General features: G+C 74.8%; 23 protein-coding genes. 12 read left to right on the plus strand and 11 right to left on the minus strand.

Features of this window, described 5'->3' with window-relative positions:
* The first annotated feature begins 18 nt into the window (after positions 1-18).
* Positions 19-819 carry a polyprenol monophosphomannose synthase gene (locus ACF1A5_RS30770; RefSeq protein WP_392196152.1) on the plus strand — a complete coding sequence of 267 codons (801 nt, stop codon included), beginning with the start codon at positions 19-21 and terminating at the stop codon, positions 817-819.
* A gap of 90 nt (positions 820-909) precedes the next feature.
* The gene (fxsA, locus tag ACF1A5_RS30775) at positions 910-1,464 is read left to right on the plus strand and encodes an FxsA family membrane protein (RefSeq protein ID WP_392196153.1); all 555 of its coding nucleotides are present in this window, start codon (positions 910-912) and stop codon (positions 1,462-1,464) included.
* 201 nt (positions 1,465-1,665) lie between these two features.
* Here fxsA and ACF1A5_RS30780 read toward each other — a convergent pair whose 3' ends face one another.
* From ACF1A5_RS30780 to ACF1A5_RS30795, 4 genes are all read right to left on the minus strand, one after another.
* The gene (locus tag ACF1A5_RS30780) at positions 1,666-2,040 is read right to left on the minus strand and encodes an RNA polymerase-binding protein RbpA (protein ID WP_109379407.1); all 375 of its coding nucleotides are present in this window, start codon (positions 2,038-2,040) and stop codon (positions 1,666-1,668) included.
* A 279-nt stretch (positions 2,041-2,319) separates the two neighbouring features.
* On the minus strand, positions 2,320-3,678 hold the full coding sequence (locus tag ACF1A5_RS30785) for an MFS transporter (RefSeq protein WP_392196154.1): 1,359 nt from the start codon (positions 3,676-3,678) through the stop codon (positions 2,320-2,322).
* Positions 3,679-3,739: 61 nt separating this feature from the next.
* Complete coding sequence (locus ACF1A5_RS30790; RefSeq protein WP_392196155.1) at positions 3,740-4,507, minus strand: glycerophosphodiester phosphodiesterase; 768 nt, start codon at positions 4,505-4,507, stop codon at positions 3,740-3,742.
* Positions 4,504-5,157, minus strand: coding sequence for a YitT family protein (locus ACF1A5_RS30795; protein WP_392196156.1), 654 nt, complete (start codon positions 5,155-5,157; stop codon positions 4,504-4,506). The genes ACF1A5_RS30790 and ACF1A5_RS30795 overlap by 4 nt, the downstream gene beginning before the upstream one ends.
* A 101-nt stretch (positions 5,158-5,258) precedes the next feature.
* On the opposite strand from ACF1A5_RS30795, the gene ACF1A5_RS30800 reads away from it, so the two are divergent.
* The gene (locus ACF1A5_RS30800) at positions 5,259-6,758 is read left to right on the plus strand and encodes a PLP-dependent aminotransferase family protein (protein ID WP_392196157.1); all 1,500 of its coding nucleotides are present in this window, start codon (positions 5,259-5,261) and stop codon (positions 6,756-6,758) included.
* Between the two features lie 82 nt (positions 6,759-6,840).
* On the opposite strand, the gene ACF1A5_RS30805 is transcribed toward ACF1A5_RS30800, so the two are convergent.
* Entirely contained in the window at positions 6,841-8,469 is a 1,629-nt protein-coding gene (locus tag ACF1A5_RS30805) for a hypothetical protein (protein WP_392196158.1), read from the minus strand.
* Positions 8,470-8,548: 79 nt separating this feature from the next.
* A complete protein-coding gene (locus ACF1A5_RS30810; RefSeq protein ID WP_392196159.1) occupies positions 8,549-8,743 on the minus strand; it encodes a hypothetical protein in 195 nt (64 codons plus the stop codon).
* Positions 8,744-9,052: 309 nt separating this feature from the next.
* Here ACF1A5_RS30810 and ACF1A5_RS30815 point away from each other — a divergent pair, with 309 nt between their 5' ends.
* From ACF1A5_RS30815 to ACF1A5_RS30835, 5 genes are all read left to right on the plus strand, one after another.
* Complete coding sequence (locus tag ACF1A5_RS30815) at positions 9,053-9,445, plus strand: ankyrin repeat domain-containing protein (protein ID WP_392196160.1); 393 nt, start codon at positions 9,053-9,055, stop codon at positions 9,443-9,445.
* Between the two features lie 325 nt (positions 9,446-9,770).
* Positions 9,771-11,189 carry a HEAT repeat domain-containing protein gene (locus tag ACF1A5_RS30820; RefSeq protein ID WP_392196161.1) on the plus strand — a complete coding sequence of 473 codons (1,419 nt, stop codon included), beginning with the start codon at positions 9,771-9,773 and terminating at the stop codon, positions 11,187-11,189.
* 139 nt (positions 11,190-11,328) lie between these two features.
* Positions 11,329-12,495, plus strand: coding sequence for a glycosyltransferase family 4 protein (locus tag ACF1A5_RS30825; RefSeq protein ID WP_392196162.1), 1,167 nt, complete (start codon positions 11,329-11,331; stop codon positions 12,493-12,495).
* The gene (locus tag ACF1A5_RS30830; RefSeq protein ID WP_392196163.1) at positions 12,492-13,652 is read left to right on the plus strand and encodes a glycosyltransferase; all 1,161 of its coding nucleotides are present in this window, start codon (positions 12,492-12,494) and stop codon (positions 13,650-13,652) included. The genes ACF1A5_RS30825 and ACF1A5_RS30830 overlap by 4 nt, the downstream gene beginning before the upstream one ends.
* The gene (locus ACF1A5_RS30835; protein WP_392196164.1) at positions 13,649-14,503 is read left to right on the plus strand and encodes an SGNH/GDSL hydrolase family protein; all 855 of its coding nucleotides are present in this window, start codon (positions 13,649-13,651) and stop codon (positions 14,501-14,503) included. The genes ACF1A5_RS30830 and ACF1A5_RS30835 overlap by 4 nt, the downstream gene beginning before the upstream one ends.
* A 172-nt stretch (positions 14,504-14,675) precedes the next feature.
* Here ACF1A5_RS30835 and ACF1A5_RS30840 read toward each other — a convergent pair whose 3' ends face one another.
* From ACF1A5_RS30840 to ACF1A5_RS30860, 5 genes are all read right to left on the minus strand, one after another.
* Positions 14,676-15,545, minus strand: coding sequence for a biotin-dependent carboxyltransferase family protein (locus ACF1A5_RS30840; protein WP_392196165.1), 870 nt, complete (start codon positions 15,543-15,545; stop codon positions 14,676-14,678).
* Complete coding sequence (gene pxpB, locus ACF1A5_RS30845; RefSeq protein WP_392196166.1) at positions 15,542-16,159, minus strand: 5-oxoprolinase subunit PxpB; 618 nt, start codon at positions 16,157-16,159, stop codon at positions 15,542-15,544. Before pxpB ends, ACF1A5_RS30840 begins: the two co-directional genes overlap by 4 nt.
* Positions 16,156-16,914, minus strand: coding sequence for a 5-oxoprolinase subunit PxpA (locus ACF1A5_RS30850; protein ID WP_356185004.1), 759 nt, complete (start codon positions 16,912-16,914; stop codon positions 16,156-16,158). Before ACF1A5_RS30850 ends, pxpB begins: the two co-directional genes overlap by 4 nt.
* 18 nt (positions 16,915-16,932) lie before the next feature.
* Complete coding sequence (locus ACF1A5_RS30855; protein ID WP_392196179.1) at positions 16,933-17,772, minus strand: putative hydro-lyase; 840 nt, start codon at positions 17,770-17,772, stop codon at positions 16,933-16,935.
* A 140-nt stretch (positions 17,773-17,912) separates the two neighbouring features.
* On the minus strand, positions 17,913-19,232 hold the full coding sequence (locus tag ACF1A5_RS30860) for an MFS transporter (RefSeq protein ID WP_392196167.1): 1,320 nt from the start codon (positions 19,230-19,232) through the stop codon (positions 17,913-17,915).
* Positions 19,233-19,407: 175 nt separating this feature from the next.
* Between ACF1A5_RS30860 and ACF1A5_RS30865 the strand changes: the two genes are divergently transcribed.
* The 4 genes from ACF1A5_RS30865 (at position 19,408) to ACF1A5_RS30880 (ending at position 23,190) form a co-directional block, all read left to right on the plus strand.
* On the plus strand, positions 19,408-20,103 hold the full coding sequence (locus ACF1A5_RS30865) for a GntR family transcriptional regulator (protein WP_392196168.1): 696 nt from the start codon (positions 19,408-19,410) through the stop codon (positions 20,101-20,103).
* Between the two features lie 215 nt (positions 20,104-20,318).
* Positions 20,319-21,845 (plus strand): hypothetical protein, encoded by a 1,527-nt coding sequence (locus ACF1A5_RS30870; RefSeq protein ID WP_392196169.1) that lies wholly within the window; start codon positions 20,319-20,321, stop codon positions 21,843-21,845.
* Positions 21,842-22,312, plus strand: coding sequence for a hypothetical protein (locus ACF1A5_RS30875; protein WP_392196170.1), 471 nt, complete (start codon positions 21,842-21,844; stop codon positions 22,310-22,312). The genes ACF1A5_RS30870 and ACF1A5_RS30875 overlap by 4 nt, the downstream gene beginning before the upstream one ends.
* Complete coding sequence (locus ACF1A5_RS30880; protein ID WP_392196171.1) at positions 22,309-23,190, plus strand: hypothetical protein; 882 nt, start codon at positions 22,309-22,311, stop codon at positions 23,188-23,190. The genes ACF1A5_RS30875 and ACF1A5_RS30880 overlap by 4 nt, the downstream gene beginning before the upstream one ends.
* Positions 23,191-23,234: the final 44 nt, after the last annotated feature.

Consider the following 23,234-nt stretch of genomic DNA (forward strand, 5'->3'; position numbering starts at 1 on the left):
GGACATGAAGGGGCAGCAGTGAACGACGGCGACGGCAACGGCGCGGCACAGGCCCGGCAGAGACGGTACGGCCCGCTCGGCACCCCCTTGGTGATCATCCCGACCTACAACGAGTCGGAGAACATCAAGGCGATCGTCGGCCGGGTGCGCAAGGCCGTGCCCGAGGCGCACGTGCTGGTGGCCGACGACAACAGCCCCGACGGCACCGGCAAGCTCGCCGACGAGCTGGCGGCCGACGACGCACAGGTCCACGTGCTGCACCGCAAGGGCAAGGAGGGCCTCGGCGCCGCCTACCTCGCGGGCTTCCGCTGGGGTCTGGAGCGCGACTACGGCGTGCTGGTCGAGATGGACGCCGACGGCTCCCACCAGCCCGAGGAGCTGCCCCGCCTGCTCACCGCCCTCAAGGGCGCCGACCTGGTGCTCGGTTCCCGGTGGGTGCCCGGCGGCCGGGTGGTGAACTGGCCGAAGTCCCGCGAGTTCCTCTCGCGCGGCGGCAGCACCTACTCGCGGCTCATGCTCGACGTGCCGATCCGGGACGTCACCGGCGGCTACCGCGCCTTCCGCCGCGGCACCCTGGAGGGACTCGGCCTCGAAGAGGTGGCCTCCCAGGGCTACTGCTTCCAGGTCGATCTGGCCCGGCGGGCCGTCAGAGCCGGCTACCACGTGGTCGAGGTGCCCATCACGTTCGTGGAGCGGGAGCTCGGCGACTCCAAGATGAGCCGGGACATCGTCGTCGAGGCGCTGTGGCGGGTCACGTCCTGGGGTGTGGGGGAGCGGGTGAGCAAGCTCACCGGCCGCGGCGGTCAGGAGCGGTCGTAGCCGGGGCGCGCACCGGGCGAGCGGGAGCGCGTGGGGGAGCCCCCCGTCCCGCTTATCCCGTGCTGAGCCGCGGCCAGGCACACTGGGGGCATGACGACAGGCGCTCCGACCTCTCCGCTCTCCACCCGGCCCCGGCGCTCCCGGCTCCTCCAATACCTGCCGCTGGGCGTGGTGGCGTGGCTGGCGCTGGAGATCTGGCTGCTGACGGTGGTCGCGGGTGTGGCCGGCGGCTTCACGGTCTTCCTGCTGCTGCTCGCCGGGTTCGTGCTCGGCGCGGCGGTGATCAAGCGGGCCGGCCGGCGCGCCTTCCAGAACCTGAACGAGGCCCTGCAGCGCGGCGGCACCCCGGATCGCCGCGGTGGAAACGGGCTGGTGATGCTGGGCGGCCTGCTGCTGATGCTCCCCGGCCTGATCTCGGACGTCGCGGGGCTGCTCCTGCTGATCCCGCCGGTCCAGCGGGCGGTGAGCCGCCTGACGGAGCGCACGGTGGACCGCAGGTTGCGCACGGCCGCCCCGGGCAGCCTGGGCGACGCCTTCCAGCAGATGCGCGTCCACCGGCCGGACGGCAGGGTCGTCCAGGGCGAGGTGATCCGGGAGGAGCCGGCGGACGGACCCCGGGAGCAGCGCCCGCCGCTCACCCGCTGAGCGGTACGAGCGGACTCGGGCGACTCGGGCGACTCGGGCACGAGCTGACCGGCGGCGCGAGCGGACCTCCGGCAAACGCGCGGGCTCGGGCACGACGTGGGCAGCAGCAAGACCGCGGGCGCCGTACGTCAACAACACGTACGGCGCCCGCGGTCATGTTGGCGTGCGCGGTGATCCGGCCGAGGGTCCGGCCGACGGGACTCAGGCCGACTTGCGGCTGTCCCGCGGATGGACCGCGATGTTCATTGCTCCGGACCGCAGAACGGCCAGACGCTCCTCGAGGACCTCTTCGAGTTCCTCACGGGTGCGCCGCTCCATCAGCATGTCCCAGTGCGTACGCGCGGGCTTGCCCTTCTTCTCCTCCGGACCGTCGCCGTCGACGAGGAGTGCCTGGGCCCCGCAGACCTTGCACTCCCACTCCGGCGGGATCTCCGCCTCGACCGAGAAGGGCATCTCGAACCGGTGCCCCTTCTCGCATGCGTACTCCACGGCCTGGCGCGGAGCCAGGTCGATACCGCGGTCGGTCTCGTAGCTGGTCACCACGAGGCGCGTGCCGCGAAGAGCTCGCTCACTCATGAATCGTGCCTCCCGGGCTTGTCGCCCACAGGACAGGTGTCGCTGTCGTCGTCATCCGGTCAACGTCCGGTCGGCGGTAAAGATTCCCGTTCCGATGTCCCGTTCCGGGTCATGCGTCGCCGTCGTAGCCGCAGCCTTGTCAACCAGTGCAGTACCCACCGGCGCCCGGTTTGTCACATCTGCAAGGAGATGTCACCCAGCGTTTCGGTATCTTTGACACGCAGTAACGGTACGCCTGGCAGGCCAAACGCGTACACTACCGCCCTTTCGGCCCGAGTGCTAAATCCGATCAGGGACCGGATTGCCCGCGGCACTGATCGCCCGCCGCACCGGAACCCGCGCGAGCAGCACGAACCCGAGCGCGAAGAAGACCACCAGCGAGACGATCGCGTCCCGGTAGCTGCCGGTCAGCTGATAGGTGAGGCCGAACAGCAGGGGCCCCAGCCAGCTCATGCCGCGGTCGCTCATCTCGTACGCAGAGAAGTACTCGGCCTCCTTGCCCGGCGGAACCAGGTGCGAGAACAGCGACCGGGACAGCGCCTGGCTGCCGCCGAGGACCAGCCCGATGCCGCCGGCCAGCACGAAGAACCCCACCGGCGCCCCGGCGGGCAGGAAGTATCCGGCGCCGAGCGTCACCGCCCACGCGATCAGCGAACCGAGGACCGTCCTCTTGGCCCCGTACCTGCGGGCCAGCCGCCCCATGCCGAGCGCCCCCGCCACCGCGAGCACCTGGACCATCAGCACCGCCGTGATCAGCGTCGACTGGCTCAGGCCCAGCTCCTCGGATCCGTAGACGGAGGCCTGGGAGATCACCGTCTGGATGCCGTCGTTGTAGATGAGGTAGGCGAGCAGGAAGGCCAGGGTGAGCGGTCGCTGCCGCATGTCCCGGAACGTGGCCGCGAGTTGCCGCCGGCCGTGCGCACGCGCCGCCGTCGCCGTGGCGTCCGCCGGCGCGCGGCGGTCCCGCAGCCGCCGCAGCGGCACGAGGGTGAAGGCGCCCCACCACAGGCCCGCCGAGGCCAGGCAGATCCGGACCGCCGCGGTCTCGGAGACACCGAAGGAGCCGTGCGCGGTGAAGAGCACCAGGTTCGCGATCAGCACCAGGGAGCCGGAGGCGTAGCCGAAGGCCCAGCCGCGCGCCGAGACCGCGTCGCGCTCCTCGGGCGGGGCGATCTGCGGCAGATAGGAGTTGTACAGGACCATCGAGACGGCCAGCGAGGCGTTGGCGACGATCAGCAGCACCCCGCCGAGCAGGTAGCGGTCGCCGTCCAGCAGGAACAGACCCGTGGTCGCGGTGGCGCCCGCATAGGCGGCGGCCGCCAGCAGCGGCTTCCTCCGGCCCGTCCGGTCGGCCGCGGCGCCCGCCACCGGCATCAGGAGGACGGCGAGGATCACGGACGCCGACACGCAGTAGGCGAAGAACGATCCGGCCCGCACCGGGACGCCCAGCGGGTGCACGAAGCCGTCCGCGTCCGCCGCCGACTCGGCCACCGAGGTGAGGTAGGGGCCGAGGAACACGGTGAGCACGCTCGTCGAGTAGACGGAGCACGCCCAGTCGTAGAAATACCAGCCGCGCTGCTCCCGCCCCCGTTCCGCGGCCTCGTCGGCCGTCTCTGACCGCACGGTGCCGGTGCCCACCCGTGCCCTCGCTTCCCCGCCGGAGATCCCGCGCGGCTTGTCGGAAGGGACGGGCCGGGGCTCAGACCCAGACGCCGCGGTCCTCCATGACCTCGCGCAACGTGTCGATGTGATCGGTCATGATGCCATCGACGCCGAGGTCCAGGAGCCGGTGCATCCACGCGGGCTCGTTGACCGTCCACACGTGCACCTGAAGCCCGCGCGCGTGGGCGGCGCGCAGGAAGCGCGGGTCCACCACCGGGACGCCCGACTGCGCCACCGGCACCTGCGCGGCGACCGCCGAGCGGCGCGGCGCGGCCGGCAGGCCCCAGGAGCGCAGCCGCAGCCCCAGCACCCCGCGGGTGCCGTACGACGTGGCCAGGCGCGGTCCGGCGAGCCGCTGGGCCCGGACCACACGTGCCTCGGAGAAGGAGCCGACGCAGACGCGCTCCCAGGCGTTCGCCCGCTCGACCAGGTCCAGCAGCGGGCGCAGCGCCGGCTCGGCCTTCACGTCGACGTTCCAGCGCACCTCGGGGAAGGTCTCCAGCAGTTCCTCGAAGAGCGGCACCGGCTCACGGCCCGCCACGCGCGCCCGCGCCACCTCCCGCCACGGCAGGTCCGCGATCCGGCCCGCGCCGTCGGTCACCCGGTCCAGGGTCGCGTCGTGGAAGGCGACGAGTCTGCCGTCCGCCGTGGCGTGCACATCGGTCTCGATGTAGCGGTAGCCCAGCGCGACCGCGCGCCGGAACTGCGCCACGGTGTTCTCCAGGCCGTCGGCCGCCCCGCCGCGGTGCGCGAAGGCGAGGGGGCCCGGGTGGTCGATGTACGGGTGGCGTACGAGCGTGGTCACGGTCGCAGTATCGCCCGTTCGGGTGTCCCGGTGGCAACGACCGTGCTGCCCGGGGATGCCGCCGGGGCGGCGAACACGCGCAGGAAGAACTGGGCCAGCGGGCCGATGGCGAGCGCGTACAGCAGGGTGCCGGTGCCGGCCGTGCCGCCGAGGGCGAAGCCGGTGGCGACGACCGCCACCTCCACGACCGTGCGCGTCAGGCGGATCGAGCGGCCCGTGCGCCGGTGCAGTCCGGTCATCAGCCCGTCCCGGGGGCCCGGCCCGAAGCCGGCCACGATGTACAGCCCGGTGGCGGCGCCGTTGAGCAGGACGCCCGCGAGGAGCAGGGGCACCCGGACGAGAAGGGAGTGCGCCTCGGGCACCAGCGCCAGGGTGCCGTCCATGGCGAGACCGACCACGAAGACGTTGGAGACCGTGCCCAGCCCGGGGCGCTGGCGCAGCGGGATCCACAGCAGCAGCACCGCGGCCCCCACGACGATCGACACCACGCCGATGGTCAGACCGGTCAGCTCGGACAGTCCCTGGTGCAGAACGTTCCAGGGCTCCAGGCCCAGGCCGGCCTCGACCAGGAGCGCGGAGCTGGCGCCGTACAGCGCGAGGCCCGCGTAGAGCTGGATCAGCCGTCGTCCGAGTCGGCCCGGTGTGGACACAGTGAACCCCCTGGGTGGTGGCAGTGGCCTGACGCGTGACACTCTGTGGCTTGGGAAGAGAAGCCATCCATGGCCAATTCGGGGAAGGTGGACTGGAAATCATGGCGCAGTGGACCTCGGCGGTGGGTGCCGCGCAGCTCGCCCGGCTGCTCACCTCCCAGCAGGACCGTCCGGCGGGCCCCGGCGCGCGCCGCCCGCCCGCCTACCGCGCGCTCGCCGACGGCATCCGGCTGCTGGTGCTCGAGGGCCGCGTCCCGGTGGCCGCCCGGCTGCCCGCCGAGCGGGAGCTGGCCCTGTCCCTGTCGGTGAGCCGCACCACGGTGGCCGCCGCCTACGAGGCGCTGCGCACCGAGGGCTTCCTGGAGTCCCGGCGCGGGGCGGGCAGCTGGACCGCGGTCCCGGCCGGGAACCCGCTGCCCGCGCGGGGGCTGGAACCGCTGCCGCCCGAGGCGCTGGGCTCGATGATCGACCTCGGCTGCGCGGCCCTGCCCGCCCCCGAGCCCTGGCTGACCCGGGCCGTGCAGGGCGCCCTGGAGGAGCTGCCGCCGTACGCCCACACGCACGGCGACTACCCGGCCGGGCTGCCCGCGCTGCGCTCGATGATCGCCGAGCGGTACACCGCGCGCGGCATTCCGACCATGCCCGAGCAGATCATGGTGACGACGGGTGCCATGGGTGCCATCGACGCCATCTGCCATCTGTTCGGGGGCCGCGGCGAACGCATCGCCGTCGAGTCGCCGAGCTACGCGAACATCCTGCAGCTGATGCGGGAGGCGGGCGCCCGGCTGGTGCCGGTGGCCATGGCCGAGGGGCTCGCCGGGTGGGACATGGACCGCTGGCGCCAGGTGCTCCGCGAGGCAGCGCCGCGCCTCGCCTACGTCGTCGCCGACTTCCACAACCCGACCGGCGCGCTGGCCGACGAGGACCAGCGGCGCCGGCTGGTGGAGGCGGCGCGGTCGGCGGGGACGGTGCTCGTCGTCGACGAGACCATGAGTGAGCTGTACCTGGAGCCCGGCCTGGACATGCCGCGGCCGGTCTGCGGCTTCGACCCGGCCGGATCCACGGTGATCACCGTGGGCTCGGCCAGCAAGGCCTTCTGGGCCGGGATGCGCATCGGCTGGGTCCGGGCGGCCCCGGACGTGGTCCGCAGCCTGGTCGCCGCGCGCGCCTACGCCGACCTCGGCACCCCCGTCCTGGAGCAGCTCGCCGTGAACTGGCTGTTCAGCACCGGGGGCTGGGAGCAGGCCGTGGAGGTCCGGCGCGAGCAGGCCCGCGGCCACCGGGACGCGCTGGTCACGGCGGTACGGCGGGAGCTGCCGGACTGGGAGTTCGAGGTGCCGGGCGGCGGGCTCACGCTGTGGGTGCGCACGGGCGGGCTGTCGGGCTCCCGCCTCGCCGAGGCGGGCGAGCGGGTCGGCGTGCGCGTCCCGTCCGGCCCGCGCTTCGGGGTCGACGGCGCCTTCGAGGGGTATGTGCGGCTGCCGTTCACGGTCGGGGGCGCGGTGGCCGAGGAGGCCGCGACGCGGCTGGCGGCGGCGGCACGGCTGGTCGAAACGGGGGCCTCCGGCGGCTCCGAACCCCCGCGGACCTTCGTGGCCTGACCTCTCCCGGAAGCCCGGCGGATCCCGGGCCCGGGGCGCGCCGGGCTTCCGGCGGGCCCCGCGCCCGGCGCGTGTCCTGCCGCTACGAGGGCTCCGCCACCGCCGCCTTCGTCATGGCGTCCGCCGGTTCCGGGGTCACGACCTCCGCCGGTTCCGGGGGCAGGGCCTGCGTCGGCTCCGGGACCGTCTCACCGTCCGCCGGCGTGGTCTTCGGCGGCAGGAGGTCCAGCACCGCCTGCCGGTGCGCCTCGCTCGCGTTGTCGTCGTACGGGTCGGGGGTCGCCGGGACCTGCAGCCGGTGGACCGCCCCGGTGCCCAGCCGGGCGTAGCCGCGGCCGGGCGGGACGGCGGACAGCGGTGTCGTGTGCGCCGGCGCGCCCAGCACCGCCTTGAGCTGCTCGGCCGTGGCGGGCCCGAGCACCACGCGCGCGCGGGTGTGCTGCCGTACCGCCTCGCACAGCGCGTCGGCGCTGTCGAACTGGTCGGCCACGACGACCGTGACGTTGACCGCGCGGCCGTGCCGCAGCGGGACCTGGAGCAGGGCCTGCGGCTCCCTGCGGCCGTCGGCGGCGGCCAGGTGCGTGAACGCGGTCGGCCGGTCGAGCAGCAGCCACAGGGGCCGCTTGGTGTCGTCCGGTGGCGGCTGGCCCGCCTGGCGCGCGCGGTTGACGGCGATCAGCCGGCGCTCGGTCTCGGTGGCGGCCCACTCCAGGCTGGCCAGGACCCCGGTCAGCCCGCACTCGACGGCCAGGACCCCGTCCCGGCCGGTGAGGCAGGCGTACTCGCCGGTGCCGCCGCCGTCCACGATCAGCACGTCGCCGTGCCGGAGGGCCTGCAGCGCGAGGGAGCGCAGCAGCGTGGAGGTGCCGCTGCCGGGCTGGCCCATGGCCAGCAGGTGCGGCTCGGTGGAGCGCAGGCCGGTGCGCCAGACGACCGGCGGAACGTCCCGCTTCTCCTCGCCGAAGGCGAGGGGGAGCGTGCGCTGGACCTCGCCCGGGTCGGTGAAGCCGAGCACCGTCTCGCCCGGCGCGGTGACGAAGCGCTGGGCGGCGATGTCGGTGGGCAGCGGTGCCAGGGCGGTGATCGCGAGCTCGTTGCCCTCCTCGTTCCAGGCGAAGAGGTACTCGCGGCCGCGGCCGGACTTGGCGGTCAGCAGGTGCTCGATGCGGGCGCGCGCCTCCGGCTCCCCGTCGGTGAAGTAGGCCGGGTAGCGGATCAGCAGGTGGGAGATCCGGCTGGAGCCGTCGAACTCGTAGGAGGGGAAGGCCTTCTCCCACTCGCCGCCGTGGGCGTACAGCGGCGCCGGGTCCTCGGCGGCGGAGAAGTACGGGACCAGGGCCTCGTACAGCGACTGCAGCCGCTGGACGTGGGTCTCGTCGGGCCCCTCGGACTGCGACGGGGCGCGGTCGCGGCCCTGCCAGGCCGCCGCCGTCATCAGGGTGACGGCGGCGAGCAGTGGTCCGTACGGCACGAGGGCCACCACCAGGATCAGCGAGGCCACCAGGAACAGCAGTGGCCCTCGCCGGTCCTTCGGGGTGTCCGCCCACTTGCGCCGCCCGGCCGAGGCCAGCCGGCCCAGACCCCGGGTGATGGTGATCAGCGGGTGGAGGACGTCGGTGGCACTGTCGGCCGCCGTCCGGGCCAGCTCCCGGCTCCGGGCGATCTGCGCGCTGCCTGTGCTCAGAATGCGGGGGAGGGGGCGCCGGGCCACTTCTGCCTCCTGGACGTGCGTACGGGCGATGGGTCGACCCCTGGACGGAGCGTGACGCGGTCCTCTGGGGAGGACGGCGTCAGAACCTCATGCCTCCCAGCAGGCTCGCCAGACTCTCGCCGCCGGCCTTGATGCCCGGGGCGACGGCCGTGCTGGCCAGGTAGAAGCCGAACAGGGTCGACACGCACGCGTGCGAGGGCTTGAGTCCGTCCTTGCGGAAGAACACGAAGACGATGGTGCCGAACAGGACGACGCCTGAGATGGAGAGGATCATGTCGGTACTCCTGGTGTCGAGGGAGGACAGTCACCCTGAGTCCTTCCAGCATCACAGCATGTATCTATATGACAAAAGGTGCAAGCGGGTGAATTCCAGTCGGTTTCCATCCGTTGGCGGAGCCCGCCGGCCCGGGTGACCGGCGCCCTCGCGTCCGGTCAGGCTGTGGTGATCCTCGCCTCCGGGCCGTCCGGTCCTGAGACCGCGCGAGCCAGTACGCTGGCGATTCACCCGTACGGACGGCACCGTTCGCCGCCGTACGCTTGCTCCCCGCAGTCCCATCGTTCGCAGTGAGAGGCGGTCCGGCCGATGACCGAAGCCCCCGACCCCGAGGTCGTGGAGCTGGCGACCAAGATCTTCGATCTGGCCCGGCGCGGGCGGACCGAGGCGCTCGCCGCGTACGTCGACGCGGGCGTCCCGGCCGATCTCACCAACGACCGCGGCGACTCCCTGGTGATGCTCGCCGCCTACCACGGCCACGCCGACGCGGTCCGCGCCCTGCTGGCCCGCGGCGCCGACGCCGACCGCGTCAACGACCGGGGTCAGACGCCCCTCGCGGGAGCGGTCTTCAAAGGGGAGCAGGAAGTGATCGAGGCCCTGCTGGAAGGCGGCGCGGACCCCTCCCTGGGCACGCCGTCGGCCGCGGACACGGCCCGGATGTTCGGCCGGACGCAGCTGCTGGAACTGTTCGGCGAGCAGTGAACCCACGGGCCGTGAGCAGCTGAGACGGCCCCTTCGACCAGGCACGGCAAGGAAAACGGGGGAGGCGGTACGGGGCCGCCGGAAATTTCGGTCGCGGCAGCTCGCACGCCGGGGTCATCATGACGTCGTGATTCACGGACGCGATGGCCGGGCAGGGGTTGCCGCACCGCGCGGGCCGTGATGCGGTCCGCATGGGCCACCGACGAGAGGCAGAGGAAGATGGGCTACAGCAAGCAAGAGACGGCGGGCGCTCCGACGTGGTGTCACGCGGCCAGGTAGTGCGTGTTTCCCGGTTGCGTCGACGCTTGATGTGAGGCTGTTTCCCATGTTCGATCCGGTCATAGCGCCCAGCGGTACGCTGCTCGGCCTGCTCCAGCGGGGCCGCGGCGACGGCACGCTGCACGCGCTCACCGCCCCCCGCGCCGAGACCCTCGCGGCACTGAACCACTGCGTGCTGCGCGACCCCCGCCACGACTGGCAGGTGGAGAACCGCTCCCTGTACTACGCCCGGCTCTACCTCGACCTGAACGGCGAGCTGGACGCCGTCGAGGCGCACCTCTTCGACCCCGAGGACGTCCTCGACACCGACGAGTCCCGCACCGGCCTCGCCCTGGCGGTGCTCGGCCACCTCGCCTCCTACGGCCGGCGCGACGCCCTCGCCCTGCTGCGCCGGTACGCGGCCGTCGGCTCGAACTGGGCCTGGGCCCTGGACGAACTGGCGCTGCGGGACGACGACGCGGGGCTGCGCGCCCTCGCCGCACCCGTCCTGGCGCGATTCCCGGCCGACGCGGAGGGAGAGGCCGAACTGGCCGCAACCGTGCGCGACGCCTTCGAGCCCCGGCCGTGGCGGCTGTGGGCCGAGGACCCGCGCGAGGCCGTCGCCACGCGCGTGCGGATCGCCCAGGAGGCAGGCTGCTTCGACCGCTGGCAGCGGCAGATGCGCCCCTCCGGGCCCCGCCCGGGGTGGAGCGTGGCGGCCGTGTTCGAGTGGGCCCAGCAGGGCATCGAACGGGGCGCCGTCCTGCACGTCCCGGCCGCCCGCTGCCTCACCGCCGTCGCGGGTCCGGAGGACCGGCCCGAGATCGTCCGGGCCGCCCGGCACGGCAGCGACGGCGCCCGCTGTACCGCGCTGCGCTACCTCGTCGACGGCAACGACCCCGACGCTCTGGACCTGATCGAGTCGGCGGTGGCCGACGGCTCTGCCGCCGTCGTGGAGGCTGCCGTGGACGCCTTCGAACGGATGCGCAGCGTCGCCGCCGTGGACCGGGCGCGCGGCTGGGCCCGGCGTCCCGACCGGCTGGGCGCCGCCGCCGGGCGCGTCCTCGCCTGCCGGGGCGGGACCCGGGACCGCGACCTCGTCCTCGCCGCCCTCCGGGAGGCGGTCCGCGGCGAGGGCCCCGACGCGCCGACCCTGTGGACCCTCGTCGACGGCACCGGACGGCTCGGCATCACCTGCGCCGCCCCGGTCCTGCGGCACATCTACCGCGAGACCGCCTCCTCCCATCTGCGCGGCCGGGCCGCCCGCGCCCTGGCCGCCACCGACCCCTGCTTCGCCACCGGATTCGCCGTGGAATGCCTGTGGGACTGCGAGGAGACCACCCGCGAACTCGCCGCCCGGCACGCCGAGACCGGCGACCTGCGCGTCGTCGAGCAACTGCGCCGGCTCGCCGCCGATCCGGCCGAGGAGGCCGAAGTCCAGACAGCCGTCCGCAGCCGGATCGGCCCCGACACGCCGACCGCGTGAACGTTCGGCGACCCCGGCGTCAGGAGCGCGTGGACAGCGGCTGACCTGCCCGGCCGCGCAGCCCAACGCTCACAGGACGTTCCTCGTCCGGAAAGATCGACGTTGACGCGTCCACGTCCTGCCCGGCGACAACACCGGTATGCGTGTCGTCATCGTGACCGAATCCTTTCCCCCCGATGTGAACGGCGTGGCCCACTGCGCGCTCCAGACCGCCCGGCACCTCGTCGATCGCGGTCACGCTCCCCTCGTCGTCGCCCCCGCCCCGCCCAAGGCCCCGGCACCGTCCGGACAGGGCGGCGCCCCCTTTCCCGGGGCCGGGCCCGACGCCGCGGCCCCGTGCCCGGTCGTCCGCGTCCCGTCCCTTCCGCTCCCCGGCTACCCCCAGGTCCGCGTCGCCCTCCCCAGCCGGCGCGTCGCCGCGGCGCTCACCGGGCACCGCGCCGACGTGGTGCACCTGGCCGGCCCTTTCGTCCTCGGCGTCCGCGGCATGGCCGCCGCCAGCCGGCTCGGCATCCCCGCCGTCGCCGTCTACCAGACCGACCTGGCCGGCTACGCCCGCACCTACGTGGGCGCGGGCGAGGCGGCCGCCTGGCGGCGCCTGCGCTCCGTGCACGCGGCGGCCGACCGCACCCTGGCCCCCTCCAGCGCCGCCCGGCGCGACCTGGAGGCGCACGGTGTGCCACGGGTAGGACTGTGGCGGCGCGGCGTGGACACCGTCCGCTTCCGCCCCGGCCACCGCGACGCGGCGCTGCGCCGCGCGCTCGCCCCGAACGGGGAGCTCATCGTCGGCTACGTGGGACGGCTCGCCCCCGAGAAGCACGTCGAACTCCTCGCCGGCGTCTGCGGCCTGCCGGGCGTGCGGGTCGTGGTGGTGGGAGACGGGCCGAGCCGGCCCGGCCTGGACGAGGCACTGCCCGGCGCGGTGTTCCTGGGCCGGCGCACCGGCGACGACCTGGCCCGCGTCTTCGCCTCCTTCGACGTCTTCGCGCACACCGGACCCTTCGAGACCTTCTGCCAGACCGTCCAGGAGGCCATGGCCAGCGGGGTGCCCGTGGTGGCCCCGGCCGCCGGCGGCCCGCTCGACCTGGTCGACCACGGCCGCACCGGGCTCCTCGTGCCGCCCCACGACCCGGCCGCCGTACGGGACGCCGTGGCGGCCCTGGCCGCCGACCCCGCGCTGCGGACCGCCTTCGGGACCGCCGCCCGCGCCGCCGTCGAGGGCCGCACCTGGGCGGCCGTGGGCGACGAACTCATCGCCCACTACGAGGACGTGCTCGCCGCGCGCAGGACGGTGGTGGCGGCATGAGCGGCTCCCTGCGCATCGTCCGGCTGGCGAACTTCGTCGCCCCCGCCTCCGGCGGACTGCGCACCGCGCTGCGCGAACTCGGCGCGGGCTACAGGGCCGCCGGACACGAACCGGTGCTCGTCGTCCCGGGCGAGCGCCACACCGACCGCGAGACCGAGCAGGGCCGCGTGATCACCCTCCCCGGGCCGCTGCTGCCGGGGACCGGCGGCTACCGCGTCCTCACCGGCCGACGGCGAATCGCCGCCCTCCTGGAGGAACTGGCTCCGGACCGGCTGGAGGTCTCCGACCGCACGACCCTGCGGTGGACCGGCCGGTGGGCCAGGCGGGCCCGCGTCCCCGCCGTGATGGTGTCCCACGAGACCGCCGACGGGGTGCTGCGCACCTGGGGCGTGCCGGAGAACCTGTCCCGGCGCGCCGCCGACGCCCTCAACGTCCGCACCGCGCACACCTACGCGCGCGTGGTGTGCACCACCGAGTTCGCCGAGCGCGAGTTCGTGCGCATCGGCGCGCGCAATGTCGTACGCGCTCCCCTCGGCGTGGACCTGGCCGGACGTCACCCGGCGCTGCGGGACGAGGACCTGCGCGCCCGGCACGCGCGGGGCGACGAGGCGCTGTTGATGATGTGCTCCCGGCTGTCCGTGGAGAAGCGGCCCGGCACCGCGCTCGACGCGCTGGAGACACTGCTGCGGCGGGGGCGGCGGGCGGTGCTGGTGGTCGCCGGGGACGGGCCGCTGCGGGCCCGGCTGGAGCAGCGGGCCCGCGAGGGCGGCCTGCCGGCCGCCTTCCTGGGGCACGTCTCCGACCGCGCCCTGCTGGGTGCGTTGCAGGCCTCCGCGGACGTGTGCCTGGCGCCCGGGCCCGCCGAGACGTTCGGGCTCGCCGCGCTGGAGGCGATGGCGTGCGGCACGCCCGTGGTGGCGAGCGCCTCCTCCGCGCTGCCCGAGGTGATCGGCTCGGCCGGGCTGGCCGCGGCCGACCGCGGGGAGGCCTTCGCGGACGCCGTGGAGTCGCTGCTGCACCGGCCCGAGCGGGAGCGGCGCGAGGCGGCACGCGCGCGTGCGGAGTGCTTCGGCTGGGCCGCCTCGGTGGAGGCGTTCCTCGCCGCCCACGACGTTCCGGCGGCCGCCCGCCGGGTGCTGCCGGAGGGCGTGGCATGAGACCCGTGCGCTTCGTCGCCCTCGGCGACTCGCTGACCGAGGGCGTGGGCGACCCAGCCGGCGACGGGTGGCGCGGCTGGGCCGCGCTGCTGGCCGGCGGACTCGCCCGGACGCCGGTGGAGTTCACCAACCTCGCGCGCAGCGGGGCCCAGACCCGTGACGTGCGAGAGCGGCAGCTGCCGGCCGCTCTCGCCCTGCGGCCGGACCTCGTGTCCGTCGTCGTCGGCGTCAACGACACCCTGCGGTGCACCTTCGACATCCACGCCGTGGCCGCCCGGCTCGACCAGGTGTACGCGGCGTTCACCGCCCGGGGCGCGGTCCTGCTCACCGCCTGCCTGCCGGACCCCGGCGCGATGCTCGGCCTGCCGGGCGCGCTGGGCCGCCCGCTGGCCCGGCGGCAGCGGGCGGTCAACGCCGTCGTGCACGCCCTGTCCGACCGGTACGGGGCGGTGCATCTGCACGCCGCCGAGGGGGAGTGGCTCGGCGACCGGGCCATGTGGAGCGCGGACCGGCTGCACCCCGGTGAGCGCGGGCACCGCCAACTGGCGGTGCGCTTCCACGCGTTGCTCACCGGGGCCGGCCTCGCGACGGGCGCCGCGCCCTCGCCCGAGCCCGAACTGCCCGCGCCCAACCGGGCGGCGAGCCTGTGGTGGCTGGCCACGGCGGGCACGGGCTGGATGGCCCGGCGCTGCACCGACCTGCTCCCGCAACTGCTCACCCTCGCCGCGGACGAGCTGCGTCACCGCGCCCGCGGCACCAGCGCCCGCCTCGACCTGCGCGCGTCCGCCGCGGTGTCCGCGGCCCTGGCCGCGCTGTCGATGGCGGAGACAGCGGAGCCGGGCGCGGTCTGAGGGAGAGGAATGACCTGAGGGCCTGGAGGGGAGGGGGAGAAGGGGAGCGGCGGTCCGAGGAGCGCGGCGGACCTGGAGGGGGCGGCGGGGACCTGGAGTGGAGCAGCGGGTCGAGGAGGAGCAGGCCGACAAGGGGAGCCCCCGTGGGCGGGGGCCCGGGACGCCGTGGCGCTCAGCGGCGGGCCGCCGTGACGAACCGCACCGGTGTCCCCGGGACCGCCTGGGCGGCGGCCGGGAGGTCGGTGCCGCGTACGACCGCGATCACCGGGTAGCCCCCGGTCGTCGGATGGTCGGCCAGGAAGACCACCGGCCAGCCGTCGGGCGGGACCTGGACCGCCCCCAGCACCATGCCCTCGCTGGGGAGTTCGCCCGCACGTGCGCGGTCCAGGGCCGGTCCGTCGGTGCGCAGGCCGATGCGGTTGCTCGCCGCCGACACGCGGTACGTGCGCGAGGTGAGGGCGCGCAGCGCCGCCGGGCCGAACCAGTCGTCGCGCGGACCGAGGGTCACCCGCAGGAGCAGCTCGGCCGGAGGGCGCGGCTGCGGGGCGACGTCCACGCGCGCGGGGACACCGCTCGGCCGCCCCAGGGGAAGCACCGCACCGTCCGTGAGGGGGGCCGGGCCGAGCCCGGAGAGCAGGTCGGTGGAGCGGCTGCCGAGGACCGGCTCGACGGCGACGCCACCGTGGACGGCGACGTAACTGCGTACCCCCGCCACGGCCGCGCCCACGTCCAGGAGCGCGCCGGCGGGCACCCGCACCGGCGCCCCCCACGCCACCGGCCGGCCGTCCACCGCTACCGGGCACGGCGCGCCGCCGACCGCCACGGTGACCGCCGAACGGGGGCGCAGCGTACAGCCGTTGAGGGTGGTCTCCAGGACGGCCGCGCCGGGCCGGTTGCCGACCAGGCGGTTGACCAGCGCGGCGGCCGGCGCGTCCAGCGCCCCGGAGCGGGGCACGCCCAGGTGCGCGTGGCCGGGGCGCCCCTCGTCCTGCACGGTGGTGAGCGCCCCGGCGCGTACGACGGCGAGCGCGCGGTCCGTCATACGGCGCCCACCGGGACGAAGCGCACACGTGTGCCCGGCGACAGCAGCGCCGCCGGCACCCGCGCGGGATCCCACAGCACCGCGTCGGTCGTGCCGATCAGTTGCCAGCCGCCCGGCGACGAGTGCGGGTACACCCCGGTGTACGGCCCCGCCAGCGCCACCGAACCGGCCGGGACGGCCGTGCGCGGGGTGGCGCGGCGCGGCACACGGCAGCGGGCGGGCAGACCGGTGAGGTAGCCGAAACCGGGGGCGAACCCGCAGAAGGCGACCCGGAAGTCGGTGGCGGCGTGGACGCGGGCGACCTCCCGTTCGGAGACGTCCCAGTGGGCGGCGACGGCGGCGAGGTCCGGGCCGTCGTAGCGCACGGGCACCTCCACCACCCGCTCCGCGCGCGGGAGCACGGGCGGCACCTCGGCGGCCGTCAGCTCACGGGCCAGGCGGTCCGGCTCCTCGAGGCCGTCGAGCAGGACCGTACGGGCCGCGGGCACGATCTCGGCCACCGTCAGCAGGCCCGCCGCGCGGCGGCGCAGCAGCTCCGCGTGCAGGGCCTCGGCCTCCTCACCCGAGGACACCTCGACGAGCAGCGCCCGCTCGCCGACGGGCAGCGCCCTCATGCGAACGCCTCCACCCGCACGCCCGACGCCACCAGCCGCTCCCGGACCCGCCGCGCCAGCTCGACCGCCCCCGGGGTGTCGCCGTGCAGGCACAGCGAGCGGGCCCGCACCGCCACGGGCGCCCCGGAGTGCGAGGCGACCCTCCCGGCGCGGGCGAGGCCCACCGAGCGTTCCACGACGGTGTCCGGGTCGGTGACCACCGCGCCGTCCCGGCCGCGCGGCACGAGCGTGCCCTCGTCGGTGTACGCGCGGTCGGCGAACGCCTCGGTGACGGCCGGGAGTCCGGCCTTCCCGGCCTGCTCCAGCAGCCGGGAGCCGGGCAGCCCGAGCACCGGCAGCGCGCCGTCCGCGAGCAGCACCCCCTCGACGACCGCGCCGGCCTGCTCCTCGTCGTGCACGACCCGGTTGTAGAGGGCGCCGTGCGGCTTGACGTACGACACCCGCGTGCCCGCCGCCCGCGCGAAGACCTCCAGGGCGCCGATCTGGTACGCGACCTCGGCCGCGAGTTCGGCGGGCGGCACGTCCATCGCGCGCCGCCCGAACCCGGCGAGGTCCCGGTAGGAGACCTGCGCGCCGATCCGCACGCCGCGCTCGGCCGCCAGCTCGCACACCCGCCGCATGGTGACCGCGTCCCCGGCGTGGAAGCCGCAGGCCACGTTGGCGCTGGTGACGACGGACAGCAGCCGCTCGTCGTCGGTCAGCCGCCAGCGGCCGAAGCCCTCGCCGAGATCGGCGTTCAGATCGATCGAGGTCATGGTCCTTCGCGTCTCTTCTCAGGCCACGCGGTACTGCTCGTCGCGGGCGTCGGTCAGGAACATCTGGCCCGGTGCGTGGGTGAGGGCGAACGGCGGCCGGGAGGCCATCACCGCCGCCTGCGGGGTGACTCCGCAGGCCCAGAACACCGGGATGTCCTCCGGCGCGGCGTCCACCGGGTCGCCGAAGTCGGGACGGCCGAGGTCCTCGATGCCGAGGCCCGACGGTTCGCCGCAGTGCACCGGGCTGCCGTGCACCGCCGGGAGCAGACTGCTCTCCCGGATCGCCGCCGAGAGGTGCTCCGGCGGCACCGGGCGCATCGACACGACCATCGGGCCGTGCAGCCGCCCGGCCGGGCGGCACTGACGGCTCGTCACGTACATCGGGACGTTGCGGCCCTGCTCGACGTGGCGGATCGGCACGCCCGCCCCGGCCAGCGCCCACTCGAAGGTGAAACTGCAGCCGATCAGGAACGACACCAGGTCGTCGCGCCAGTGGCCGCGCACGTCCGTCGGCTCGTCCACCAGCTCGCCGTCCCGCCACACCCGGTAGCGCGGCAGGTCGGTGCGCAGGTCCGCGCCGGCGGCGAGGGGAGTCGTCCAGGAACCGGCGTCCGTGACGTCGAGGACCGGGCAGGGCTTCGGGTTGCGCTGGCAGAACAGCAGCATGTCGTACGCCCAGTCGGCGGGGACCGAGATGAGGTTCACCTGGGTGTGGCCCGCGGCGACCCCGGCGGTGGGGCCCGTCAGTCCGTTCCGGAAGCGGGCCCGGGCAGCTCGCGGGCTCCACGCGCGGGCGTGCTCGTCGACGAGGACGACGGGGCGGTCCGCCGCCGGGGCCCGGGGCGGGCCGACCGGCACGGCCGAAGCCGGGTCGTCGGCCGTGGCGGTGGCGGTGGCGGTGGCGGTGACCGGATCGTGGGCCCTGGCCTGGGCCGGGACCTCCACCAGGGCGGGGCTCAGGCCGTCCGCCACCGTCAGCAGGCGGTCGTCCGCGCCGTTCACACCAGTTCCTTCCCGCGCGTCTCCGGCAGACCCAGCAGCGCGAGGGCCGCCAGACCGTAGCCGACCGCGCCGAACACCAGCGCGCCGCCCACGCCCCAGCTGTCGGCCAGGAAGCCGACCAGCGTCGGGAAGACGGCGCCCACGGCGCGGCCGGTGTTGTACGTGAAGCCCTGCCCCGTGCCGCGCACCTCCGTCGGGTACAGCTCGCTCAGGTAGGAGCCGAAGCCGCTGAAGATCGCGGACATGCAGAACCCGAGCGGGAAGCCGAGTATCAGCAGCAGGGTGTTGGCGCCGCTCGGGATGTCGGCGTACGCCAGGACGCAGATCGCCGACAGCAGCGCGAAGAGCCAGATGGTGCGGCGCCGGCCCAGCCGGTCGGTGAGGTGGCCGCCGGTCAGGTAGCCGACGAAGGCGCCGGAGATCAGGAAGGTCAGGTAGGAGCCGGTGCCCACCACCGACAGGCCCCGCTCGGTCTTCAGGTACGTCGGCACCCATGTGGCCAGCGTGTAGTAGCCGCCCTGGACACCGGTGGAGAGCAGCACGGCGAAGACGGTCGTCCGCAGCAGGCCCGGCGACCCGGCGCTGCCCGGCTGGAAGATGGCCGTGAACGAGCCCTTGCGCACGCTGCGTTCCCGCACGGCCGCCGCCTCCGGCGCGTCGTGCACCCGGCGGCGCAGCCACACCACGAGCAGCGCGGGCAGCGCGCCGGTCCAGAACATCACCCGCCAGGCCAGGTCGTCGCCGGCGAAGGAGAACACCAGCGTGTAGACGATCGCCGCCAGCGCCCAGCCGACGGCCCAGGAGCTCTGGACGGCGCCGAGGGTACGGCCGCGGTGTCGGGCGCTCGCGTACTCGGCGACGAGGATCGCGCCCACCGCCCACTCGCCGCCGAAGCCGAGACCCTGGAGAGCGCGGAAGACCAGCAGCGTCTCGTAGTTGGGGGCGAAACCGCAGGCCACGGTGAACACCGCGTACGTGATCACCGTGATCATCAGCGCCTTGACCCGGCCGACCCGGTCCGCGACCACACCGGCCACGGCGCCGCCGATCGCCGAGACGACCAGCGTGACCGTGGTGAACAGCCCGGTCTGGCCGCTGTCCAGGCCGAAGTAGGCCGCCAGCGCGACCATGCTCAGCGGCAGGGTGAAGTAGTCGTAGGAGTCGAGGGCGTAGCCGCCGAACGCGCCGGCGAAGGCGCGGCGGCCGCGCGGGTCCAGGGCCCGCAGCCAGCCCAACGCGCCGTCGTCGGCGCCGTGTTCACCCGATGCGGAGCGGGTCTCGGAGGTCATTGCCTGCGGTGGAGGGGTCGTGCTCATGGGCCACCTCGCGGTTGAGGGACGGGAGGGTGCTGGAAAGAGCCGGGCGGTACGGGAGTTCACGGCGCCGCGACGGGGAGCGGCGCGGTGCCGTGCGCAGCAAGGTAGAGGATCGTTGAACGATCCTTCAATACCCCCGTTGTTTCGTCCCCGGGTGTGCGGTTGAATTCCGGGCATGGCAGAGCAGCTGACGGGACTGGCCGACGACCGGGCCCTGCTGGGCCGCACCAGCACCGCCGAGCGTGTTTCGGACATCCTCAGGAGCCGTATCGCCGACGGGTACTTCCCGCCCGGCACCCGGCTGTCGGAGGACAGCATCGGCGGGGCGCTGGGCGTGTCCCGCAACACGCTGCGCGAGGCGTTCCGGCTGCTCACGCACGAGCGGATGCTCGTCCACGAGCTGAACCGCGGGGTCTTCGTACGGGTGCTGACCGTCGAGGACGTCGAGGACATCTACCGCACCCGCCGCCTGGTGGAGTGCGCCGTCGTACGGGGGCTGGGCGAGCCGCCCTACGCCCTGGACGGCCTCGCCGGGGCCGTGGCGGAGGGACAGCGGGCGGTGCGTGAAGGTGACTGGAAAGAGCTGGGCACGGCCAACATCCACTTCCACCGGGAACTGGTGGCGCTGGCCGGCAGTGAGCGCACCGACGAGCTGATGCGCAGCGTCTTCGCCGAACTGCGTCTCGCCTTCCACGTGGTGGACGACCCGCGGCGGCTGCACGAGCCGTACCTCGCCCGCAACCAGCAGCTCCTGCAGGCCCTCCAGGCCGGCGACCGCGGCGCGGCCGAGCGGGTCCTCGCGGTCTACCTCGACGACTCGCTCGCCCGGGTCGTCGAGGTGTACCGGCGGCGGGTCGGCGAGGACGGGTAGCGCCGCCGGGTCACCGGCGCCGGGCCGGCGAGGGCGGGTGGGGCCGCCGGCACACCGAGGACGGGTCGGCGGCGGGTCGGTGGCGGGTCGGCGAGGACGGGTAGCGCCGCCGTGGCACCGGCGCCGGGCCGGCGAGGGCGGGTTGGGCTCCAGGGCGCCGGGGCCCATCTGCGTCGTTTGGGTCGTTGTCGGACCGAGGACCTAGTCTGTGCACCGTGACTTCGCCTGCACCGACGGACCGTGTTCCGCCCCAGCTCAGCGCGGGGCCGCGCCCTGCACCGGGGCCGGCCGCCGACGAGGGACTGGCGCGGCGGCTGCGCGCGCTCGCCTGCACGGCACCGCTGCACGACCTCGACGCGCGCAAGGCCAACCTCGCCGGTGAGTACTCGGTGTACGGCATGGCGGAGATCGCTCTCGCCTCCATCGACCTCGTCACGCTCAACATGGACTTCGACACCGGCGCCGACCACGACCAGATCGTGGCCCGGCTCGTCCCGCGGGTCGCCGCCCAGGCCCCGCGCCGGCCCGTCGCCGAGCACGAGCGCGTGGCCCGCTGGGTCCTGGAGAACCTGATCAACGTCGGCAGCGCCGACCGCGGCTTCCGCGCCGTGTACGGCACCTTCGACCCGGACGGCTCCTACGTGCGGCGGGACTACGACTTCAAGCTGATCGAGGAGGTGCCCGGCCCCGGCGGGAGCGTCTACCTGCGCACGACGGACGAGGCCGTCAACGTCCTCGTGGGCGCCCTCGACACCGACGTCACCAGCGCCCAGATCGCCGCCGAGGTCAAGCTGGAGGTGCTGATCAGCCGCGGCCGCCTCGCCGACGCGCAGCTCGCCGCCGAGCAGGCGCGGTACCGGACCGTGCAGTACTCGGAAACCCTCCGCCGGGCCCTGGACGCGACCCGGCGCAACGTCCGCGCGGTGGACTGGCTGGGCGCCGTGCCCGACATGATCGCCGAGGCCCTGGACCACGTCGCCGACCGCTACCGGCACGAGAACGCGATCCTCACCAACATCCGCCGCGCCCGCGACGAGTCCGAGGACCCGGAGAACAAGCGCCGCGCCGCGGAGCTGGTCGACATCGTCAAGGACTGCATCCGGCGGCACACACAGCTTCAGTCCCGGCTGCTCGAGGCGGGCCCGCTGTTCCGCGCCGAGCAGGACCGGCAGGCCTTCGCCACCCCCCTGACCGCCTCGGGCACGGACCTCTACGGCCACCTCCTCGCGCCCACCCTCCCGCTCCCGGTGGAGCGGGCGATCCGGGTCACGGACGCCTTCTTCGCGCGCGGGACCGGGCTGCGCACCCCGGTGTCCGTCCGGGTCGGCGATCTCGTCGACCTCCTGCTCACCCCGCCCGTGGAGCGGGAGCACCTCGGCGCGGAGATGCCGGAGCCCGACCTGATCGCCACGCCGGACGACAGCCGGTTCAGCGAGGAGCAGCTGGCGGCCGCGACGGAGCTGCTGGACCTGCCGGCGGACGCGCCGCGGCGGCTGTCGGGGCTGCTCGCCCAGGCCCGCCGCAAGGACCCCGAACTGCCGTACCTGGTGGCCCTGCTGGCCGTGCACGCGGCCAGCCCGCCGGTCGGCACGGCCTACCGGCAGGGCGAGGAGAAGCTGCTGTTCGCCGTGGACGACGGAACCGAGCTGGACGACCCGGAGTTCGGCGGCGCCGACCTCATCGTCGGGACCGCCCTGCTGGACGCGGCGGGGATGGCGGCGGACCGGACGGAGGCGGCGTGAGTCCGGCCGGCGGGAACCACCCGCACGCGCACGTCCACCCCGGCCCGCACGAGCCCGGTTCGCGTGCCCCGGACCGGCACGATCCCGAACGGCCCGACGCCGGTTCGCGTGACCTCGGCGTGCGCGATACCGGCCCGCGCGACGTGGGTCCGCGTGACCTCGGCGGGCGCGACGTCGGTCCGCGCGGCCTGGACGGGCGCGACGTGGGTCCGCGCGGCCTGGACGGGCGCCACGTCAACCCGGGCGACGTGGACCCGCCTGACCTCGGCGGGTGCGACGTCGGCCCGCGCGACCACGTCGGACACGACCGCGCCCTCCGCGACCGTGTCCGGCACGACCGCGGCAGCCGCCGCCACCGTGCCGGACGGGGCCGCGGCACTCCCCGAGACCACCACGGCACCCAGTACCACCGCACCCCCCGGTGCCACCCCAGCGAGCACCACCGCAACAAGGAGCCCCGACCGTGACCGAGCACGTCGACTGGAGCGAGCCCGAGCCCGCCGCCGCGCCGGCGGCGGGGTCCGCCGTCACGCCCGCCGACGCCGCCGACGCGGCGCGGCTCGTCGCCTTCGGCCTGCAGCCCAAGCTGCAGCCCGCGCGCGACCAGGAGTACGCGGAACTGCTGCGCCGCCACCGGGAGGACCCGGCGTTCGCGCGGCTCGCGGACGCCGTGGCCGCCGGACTCGGACTCGTGGTGCTGGAGGTGTCCCCACGTGCGGGCATGGCGGTGACCGCCGCCGAGGACTCCGTCTTCGCCGTCCGTATGGGCGACTACGCGCGTCGCGCCGCCACCGACTCCGCGGACCGGTTCCTGCACGGCCTCGCCCATCTCGCGGTCGCCACGCTGGCGTTCCCGCGCCCCGAGGACCTCGCCGACGACGGCTACATCGGCCGCGTCACCGTCAACGGCGTCGACGCCTTCGTCCGGCAGGCCTGCCGCCGCCTGGAGGAGCGGGCCGAGGAGCAGGGCGAGAACACCGACCCGGCCACCGACGCCCCCGGACTGGAGGCCGCCTGGCGGATCTGGGCCAGACGCAGCGCGACGGGCGCCACCAAGGACGCCCGCCGCCCCGCCGCCTCCACCACCGGCATCGTGGCGAAGGCCGTCGGCTTCCTCACCGACTCCGGATTCCTCCAGCGCACCGGCGACGACCACGGCGGCACCTACCGCACGACGGCCCGCTACCAGCTCCAGGTGCGCGACATGGCGGGCAGCGCCGCCCTGGCCGAGCTCCTCGACCTGGGCATCGTCCCCGTCACGGACGGCACCCCGACCCTGCTGCCCGCCGACGACACCGACGACCTGGACCTGGTGGCCGACGCAGGGCTGCCGTTCCACTCCTGATCCCCGATCGCCCGTTCCGCCGATCTGCAAGAAGACTGACGAGA

The sequence above is a fragment of the Streptomyces sp. NPDC014864 genome (genome assembly GCF_043081525.1).
GTDB lineage: Bacteria > Actinomycetota > Actinomycetes > Streptomycetales > Streptomycetaceae > Streptomyces.